The following is a 6,395-nucleotide window of genomic DNA, read 5'->3' on the forward strand; positions in this document are numbered from 1 at the left end:
GGGCGAAAGCCCACTCCTTGGACAATACCTGTGATATGTAATTGCTTACGCTGAAGTTCAGCCTGTGAGCTTGGGTTATCCAATCTATGTTATCTCTTAATCAAATGAATGACTTAGTCTTGCCTGTCCCAGTCTCGGCCCTTGGCAAAGAGTGCTCCAACGGCAAGATTAGCACCATCTAGTTCCAAGTGCCGATTGACCACTAAAGGAAAGTTTTTGCCAAGCCTTAGGTTAACACGTTGGGCTAAGGTGTCATTGCTCCATGCATTACCCGCCAGCGCGATGTGCTGTATGCCGATATTTAAATCAAGGTGCTCTAACCAATTGGCTAAGTAATCGGCGAGGGAGTCGTGCATGGCGAAGGCCAGTTGGTGTGGGTCTTCATTGCCAGCAATCCGAAAACTGAGCACTGTCCCTAAGGTTTTACACCAATTTACGCTGCGATAAGCCTCGCCTTTGGTCAGGGGATAATCAATACGCGGCGCATTGCTGCCCTGATAGGCCATGGCTGCGGCCATGAGTGCATCGCTTAAGCTCTCGGGACTTTGGGTCGTGCTGTCCTTATTCAGGCCAATTAAAATCGCCGCAATCGCCCATAGACTTTGCAGATTATCCCGTCGCCCTTGCAGTTGTAGACTCAGGAGTTTTAAATAGTCATCCGGAAATAACTGCTTAAATTTTTGTGCTACCGCTCGCTGTGGACTGCTGTCGAGTTGATGGAAAATCTCATAACCGTTATCGGGCAGCGGCGGGAGGGCAAAAAATAATGCTGTCTCGCCCTTAGCATCACAAGTCACAATCTGGCTTGGGTGTTGTTGACTTAGGTAGATGACGGCTGAGTTTTTCGCCAGTTTTCGGTTTTGCTGGGCTTTTAACATCGTCCCCGCGTTTGCGCTTAACATGGCGCTGAGTAGCGCGCACTCGGCGTGGCGATAGCCCATGCTTGGTTCGAGTGCTAACGTGCTGTTATCTTGCCCTCGCGTGCTGGGTTCAAGTGAGTCGGGGTCAAGTGAGTCAGCCGGTTGTTGGCGATGATGGCTGCGTGAGCGCAGGGTCGGGACTAAGGTGATGACTCCTTGGGCTTGGCGTGCGCCTTTCGGTTGTTGCCAGCTCGCATGAAAGCCGCCAAAATCGACCGCATCCCTTAAGGGCTCGTTGTCGCAGCGGTACTGGCGTGGGGCAGGGCTGACGGCCTGAGTAGTACACTCTGCCCACGCGCCTGCCACCCAAGCTAATCGGGTGCGGTTGTGCTCGCCTTGAAGGTATACCCAATTAACCCCTTTTTGGCGTAGCAGTTCCGCTAAGACTAAGACGACTCGGCTATAGGCAAAGCCAATGTCATAGAGCGGGGCGTTCAGGTGACGATGGTTGGTCATGGGCGCGGCGCTGATCAGCGGTTTTTCAATGCTGGAAAGCGCGAATATTTGCCGCTCCTTGAGGGGAAAATGATCACTTAAGCGATTGGGATCGCAAATTAATAATTGGGGACGCTGATATTGCTCACCCTGAGGAAAGGCACTCAGGCTTAAGCTTATGCCCTCGGCCGCGAGATCCAATCGGCCTTGGCTTAGGAGCTGCGCCGCCATGGCGTTAAGATCGGTTAAGGTTAAGGCTTTTTGCGCTGGAGTGAGCAGCAGTTCCCCATGACAGCAGGGGCAGGCCAGATCGAGCTGACCAAATTTTGCAGCTTGATTATCACCAATGAGGGGATAACACTGCTGACAAAAGGGCACGCCAGCCACACTGGGATTGACCGCGGGGTGACTCGCAAGGGGGGGATTAAGCGCTGTGGTGTGCAGCAGTGCCTTGCTGCCCTGGGGGGTATCAATTGCTTTGATGCCAGAATCAATGAGCCAAGCGGAAAGTAAAAAATCCGCCGCAATGGCATCGGCGAGTTGTTCGAGCTGGGCCTGTTCACCTTGGGCTTCAATAAAATAGCGCAGTGTCCCAAAGGGATGCTGCGCGTCACAGCCAATGGTGATTTTAAGCGTTTCATCATGCAGATACTGGTTACAAAGGTGCGCATAAAACGGCACCTCTCGTGCACATATAAAATCAAATCTGATGTTTTTCATCTTTATACAATTCACCCATCTAATTAGTCATCGATCTCTATAGCGCTAGGGATTCATTATTATCATTCATCGACATTTTTATGTATTTTGAGTGACGCTACGTTTATAAGAGTCGGGGATCAGCGAGTCGATACTGTGATCTGCAATGCGGGTAATGCTAAATCCAAGAGAACTTAAGTGGCCTAAAAGCGTGGACTCCATTAACGGCACCGCCGCGGCCACCTTTGGCGTTAAACCAAGCACCATAGGTTCGAGTACCGTTGGGGTGACGCCTAACACGAAGGTTTTAGGCCTGTCGCCAACCATTTCCATCATATTGAGGGTTTGCAGCATTTCGACTTCATGGGCGCTGCCTTGCCAATCAATTTCCTTGGGGGCCTTGTCAAAATCGAAGAAGTACACTTCGCCGGGTTCTACACCATTGGCGTTGACGGTATCGACCACAATTAAGTAATCGTACTGGCAGATAATGGGAATAAGCCCCTGCGCTAAGGTGCCGCCATCGAGCAGACTTAGCTCATGGGACTCATGGCTAAACTGATAATTATCAGCAATATAATTGACAAAATGTACGCCGATGCCTTCATCGGCGTACAGGACATTGCCAATACCAAGTAGCAATATCTTCATTGGACTCCTAGTGATGTGAGTCTGGCTTGTGGTAGTCATAGCCAGAGACAATTGAGTCGACCGAGTTATGCTTGAAGCGGATCCCTGACCAAACCGCCATATAGACGTGGATCACCACAAAGATAACAAAGGCCCAAGTGAGGTAGTGGTGCCACAGTCTCACCTGGGCAAGTCCACCCATTTGCGCCGTGATCCAGGCGGCACTGCTCCAAAGTACGCCGCCTAAACCTTGGTGATAGACATTGGCATATAACACCAACCCGGTAATGCAGATCACCAGCGCGGCGAATGAAATGGCAACATAGGTCACAAACTGCAGTGGCCCGTAGACACCGGCTTTATGCAAGTGTCCCATCCAAATGTAAGATTTCAGCTGAGTTATCCAACTCTTGATGCTCATCACATCACGAAATGAGCGGCGTTCAATGTCGCTTCGACTGAAAAAATACAGATAGAATCGCGCGATGGTGACTGCGGTGAGGATAAAACCACCGATCAAATGCGCAAAACGGATCCAGCCTTGCACAAGGACATCAGTGCTTTCTGGGGCGACTAGAAACGGCCAAGCAATGTAAAATCCCGTCACCACTAGCACCAAAATTGTCAGTGCCCGTAGCCAATGAAAAATACGGATTGCCGGACTAAATACTAGCGTGCGAATGCGAGTTTCAGAATGGTTCATATTAGGCTGCCTCCCTCGAGAAGGTCGATTATTGGCCATTGGGGCTGACACGAAACTCGCTCAATGCCTGACCTTTGAAATCTAGCACGTGCACAGAGCAGGCCATACAAGGGTCGAATGAGTGAATAATCCGTATCACCTCAAGGGGTTTCGTGGGATCTTCGAGTCTTAACCCGATAAGCGAGGCCTCGTAGGGACCCATTTTACCGTTGGCATCCACGGGGCCGGCGTTCCAAGTGGTGGGCACCACGGCTTGATAGTTTTCTACCAAGCCATTTTTGATGCGGATCCAATGGCTTAACATTCCCCGCGGCGCTTCAATCATCGCATGGCCCACGTATTCTTTACTTGGGTCAATGTTTGGCTTCACAAAGGTTGCTTCATCAGATTGAATGTTCAGCAATAAGGCATCGAAGGTTTTTAAGCCTTCTTCGGCCACGATGACCGTTTGTAACATCCGCGCGGCGGTGCGACCTAAGGTGGTAAAGAGTGCTTCTATGGGTAACCCCGTCCGGGCCAATAAGCCATTGACGGCCGCGACGACCACTTTATTACCTCGGGCATAGCTGACCAACAAACAAGCCAGTGGCCCAACTTCGACCGGCTCACCCTGATAGCGGGGGGATTTGACCCAAGAGTATTTGCCGTCACCGTCCAAGGTTGGCAATTTGCCGTAGACCGTCTCCCGCTCGATAAAACCGGTGTAATTGGGGATCGTGGTGCCATCATAGGGGTGTTGTGGCGCATCGGCGCTGTACCAAGCGTGGCTCACATCTTCAGCGATAAGCTCTGGGTTAAGATCGCTCACCCCCGCCAGATCGCCTTGCATGATCACGCCCTGATCAAACATAAATTCGCCATTGGCGAGGATAAAATCATGGGTGGCTAAGAAGTTTTTGATGTTGACACCACCAAGCACACTCGGCTCATTGCCAAAGGCTTCTGCGGCCATGATGATATCGGCTTGATAAGCACGCATGATAAAGTCAGTGACGATAGCGTGTTTTTGTTTCCATTCTTGGAGCCGTGCGGGGCTTAACATATCGCGCACTGAGGTGACTCCGCCGACCACGAGGGATTGGGGATGCGGGGATTTTCCGCCGAATATCGCCAGCATTTCAGCCGCAACCCTTTGTACTTCTAGTGCTTTTAGATAATGGGATAAGGCGATTAAATTTTGCTCTGGTGTAAACTTATAGGTGCCATTGCCCCAATAGGCGTTGGCAAAGGGCCCCAGTTTACCCGTCTCAACAAAGCCTTTAACGCGCTCCTGCACCGCCCGTAATTCCCCTTCACCGGCGGCGATGGGCTTGTCGGTATACTGCAGTGCCACTTGCGCGGCTTTAGCCGGATCGGCACTTAACGCCGATACGACATCGACCCAGTCTAAGCCGTGTAGGTGATAAAAATGCACAATATGATCATGCATATAGAGCGACGTTTGCATGAGCGAGCGCAGGTATTTTGCATTTAAGGGGATTTGAAGGCCGAGCGCATTTTCAACGGCTTCTGTACCACAACGATAGTGGGAATAGGTACATACCCCACAGATCCGCTGCACAATCAGGCCGACATCCATTGGAGTGCGGCCCTTGAGAATGACCTCGATACCACGCCAGAGCGTTGATGATGACCATGCTTTGTTGATCACATTATTCTCATCAACTTCGACTTCAATACGTAAGTGGCCTTCAATACGGGTGATAGGATCGATAACAACGCGCTTACTCATGGGTTATTCCTCTAACGGCTTGGCAAAAATACTGGCAACAGCATGGGCACCTATGCCCACTGCGGTTGCGCCTAAAATGACCGCTCCGATGGTATCGGCGGTGGCATCTATGCCATGGAGCAGTTGACGGCCAAGGGGTTTTTCAAAGTCAGCCATATCATCCCAGAAGTTAGGCTCTGAGCAGCCCATACAGCCATGCCCCGCGAGGACTGGCCAACTGGTGTGGTGGTTAAAGCGTTCTGTCGGGCAGTTGTTATAGGTATAAGGGCCCTTACAACCGACTTTATAGAGACAGTAGCCTTCTTTGGCGCCGTGATCGCCAAATTCTTCAACAAATTCACCAGCATCGAAGCGGCCGCGGCGTTCACAATTATCGTGTACCCGGGCGCCGTAAGCCCATTTAGGACGGTTAAACATATCGAGTGCGGGTAATTTGCCGAACATGATGAAGTACATTAAGGTGCCGACGATGTTTTTCTCGCTCGGTGGACAACCGCCCAGGTTAATCACAGGTTGGCTGACTACCGCATGTACACCTTTGGCTCCCGTAGGGTTAGGGTAGGCTGCTTGCACCCCGCCAAAGGCGGCGCAGGTACCCACAGAGATAATCGCAGCGGCACCTTCGGCGGCGTGTTTAATAATGTCTAAACCGGTATGGCCTTTACATCCGACCGTTAAAAAACTGCCGTTATTGGCGGTAGGCACTGCGCCTTCGACTGCCAATAAATAGCGGCCTTTATAGGTTTCGAGGGCGTGCTCTAGGTTTTCTTCTGCTTGCCAGCCTGACGCCGCCATTAAGGTTTCGTGATATTCCAAGGAGATATGATCAAAGATCAGTGAATCTAAGTTGGGGGTATCGGTGCGGATCAACGACTCTGAGCAGCCTGTACATTCGGCCATGTGTAGCCAAATAAGTGGGACCCGATCGGCCAATTCGGCGGCTTCTGCGACTAAGTGACTAAAAGGCAGGGGGAGGGCGAGCATCCCCGTCACCATGGCACTCCATTTCATAAAGTCACGACGACTAATCCCGTGTTGCTGCATTTTTTCAAGCAGAGAGGGTTGTTGACGGGGAGCGAATTGGCGCAGGGCATCTAAGCGCGCTCTTCCCTGTTCATAGAGGGCTGCATGTGTATCCATGGGTCAACCTTTTTGTTGTTTAAATGTAAATTGGTAGGGGTTTACATAATTGACAGAGTCAGTTTAGGCACGAGCAGCGGAAATAATGTTGATGTATATCAAGATTTGCTAAGAGATGTGACCAAGTTGAATTTGC

At 50.9% G+C, this 6,395-nt stretch carries 5 protein-coding genes; all 5 read right to left on the reverse strand.

What is annotated here, in order from left to right:
- Nucleotides 1-113: 113 nt before the first annotated feature.
- The 5 genes from ACRCZA_RS10305 to hyaA all read right to left on the reverse strand — a co-directional run bounded on the left by ACRCZA_RS10305 (nt 114) and on the right by hyaA (nt 6,259).
- Nucleotides 114-2,075 carry a Kae1-like domain-containing protein gene (locus ACRCZA_RS10305; protein WP_438674350.1) on the reverse strand — a complete coding sequence of 654 codons (1,962 nt, stop codon included), beginning with the start codon at nt 2,073-2,075 and terminating at the stop codon, nt 114-116.
- 78 nt (nt 2,076-2,153) lie between these two features.
- On the reverse strand, nt 2,154-2,705 hold the full coding sequence (locus ACRCZA_RS10310) for a HyaD/HybD family hydrogenase maturation endopeptidase (RefSeq protein WP_438674351.1): 552 nt from the start codon (nt 2,703-2,705) through the stop codon (nt 2,154-2,156).
- A gap of 7 nt (nt 2,706-2,712) precedes the next feature.
- Nucleotides 2,713-3,387, reverse strand: coding sequence for a Ni/Fe-hydrogenase, b-type cytochrome subunit (gene cybH / locus ACRCZA_RS10315; protein WP_438674352.1), 675 nt, complete (start codon nt 3,385-3,387; stop codon nt 2,713-2,715).
- 28 nt (nt 3,388-3,415) lie between these two features.
- Nucleotides 3,416-5,119 (reverse strand): nickel-dependent hydrogenase large subunit, encoded by a 1,704-nt coding sequence (gene hyaB, locus ACRCZA_RS10320; protein WP_438674353.1) that lies wholly within the window; start codon nt 5,117-5,119, stop codon nt 3,416-3,418.
- Between the two features lie 3 nt (nt 5,120-5,122).
- A complete protein-coding gene (hyaA, locus tag ACRCZA_RS10325; RefSeq protein ID WP_438674354.1) occupies nt 5,123-6,259 on the reverse strand; it encodes a nickel-dependent hydrogenase small subunit in 1,137 nt (378 codons plus the stop codon).
- Nucleotides 6,260-6,395 lie beyond the last annotated feature (136 nt).

Source organism: Shewanella sp. (assembly GCF_051658185.1).
In the GTDB taxonomy this organism is placed as follows: Bacteria; Pseudomonadota; Gammaproteobacteria; order Enterobacterales; family Shewanellaceae; genus Shewanella.

Coding starts and splice junctions, on each gene's coding strand:
- ACRCZA_RS10305 (WP_438674350.1), bottom strand. CDS start 2,075: ATGAAAAACATCAGATTTGATTTTATATGTGCACGAGAGGTGCCGTTT.
- ACRCZA_RS10310 (WP_438674351.1), bottom strand. CDS start 2,705: ATGAAGATATTGCTACTTGGTATTGGCAATGTCCTGTACGCCGATGAA.
- cybH (WP_438674352.1), bottom strand. CDS start 3,387: ATGAACCATTCTGAAACTCGCATTCGCACGCTAGTATTTAGTCCGGCA.
- hyaB (WP_438674353.1), bottom strand. CDS start 5,119: ATGAGTAAGCGCGTTGTTATCGATCCTATCACCCGTATTGAAGGCCAC.
- hyaA (WP_438674354.1), bottom strand. CDS start 6,259: ATGGATACACATGCAGCCCTCTATGAACAGGGAAGAGCGCGCTTAGAT.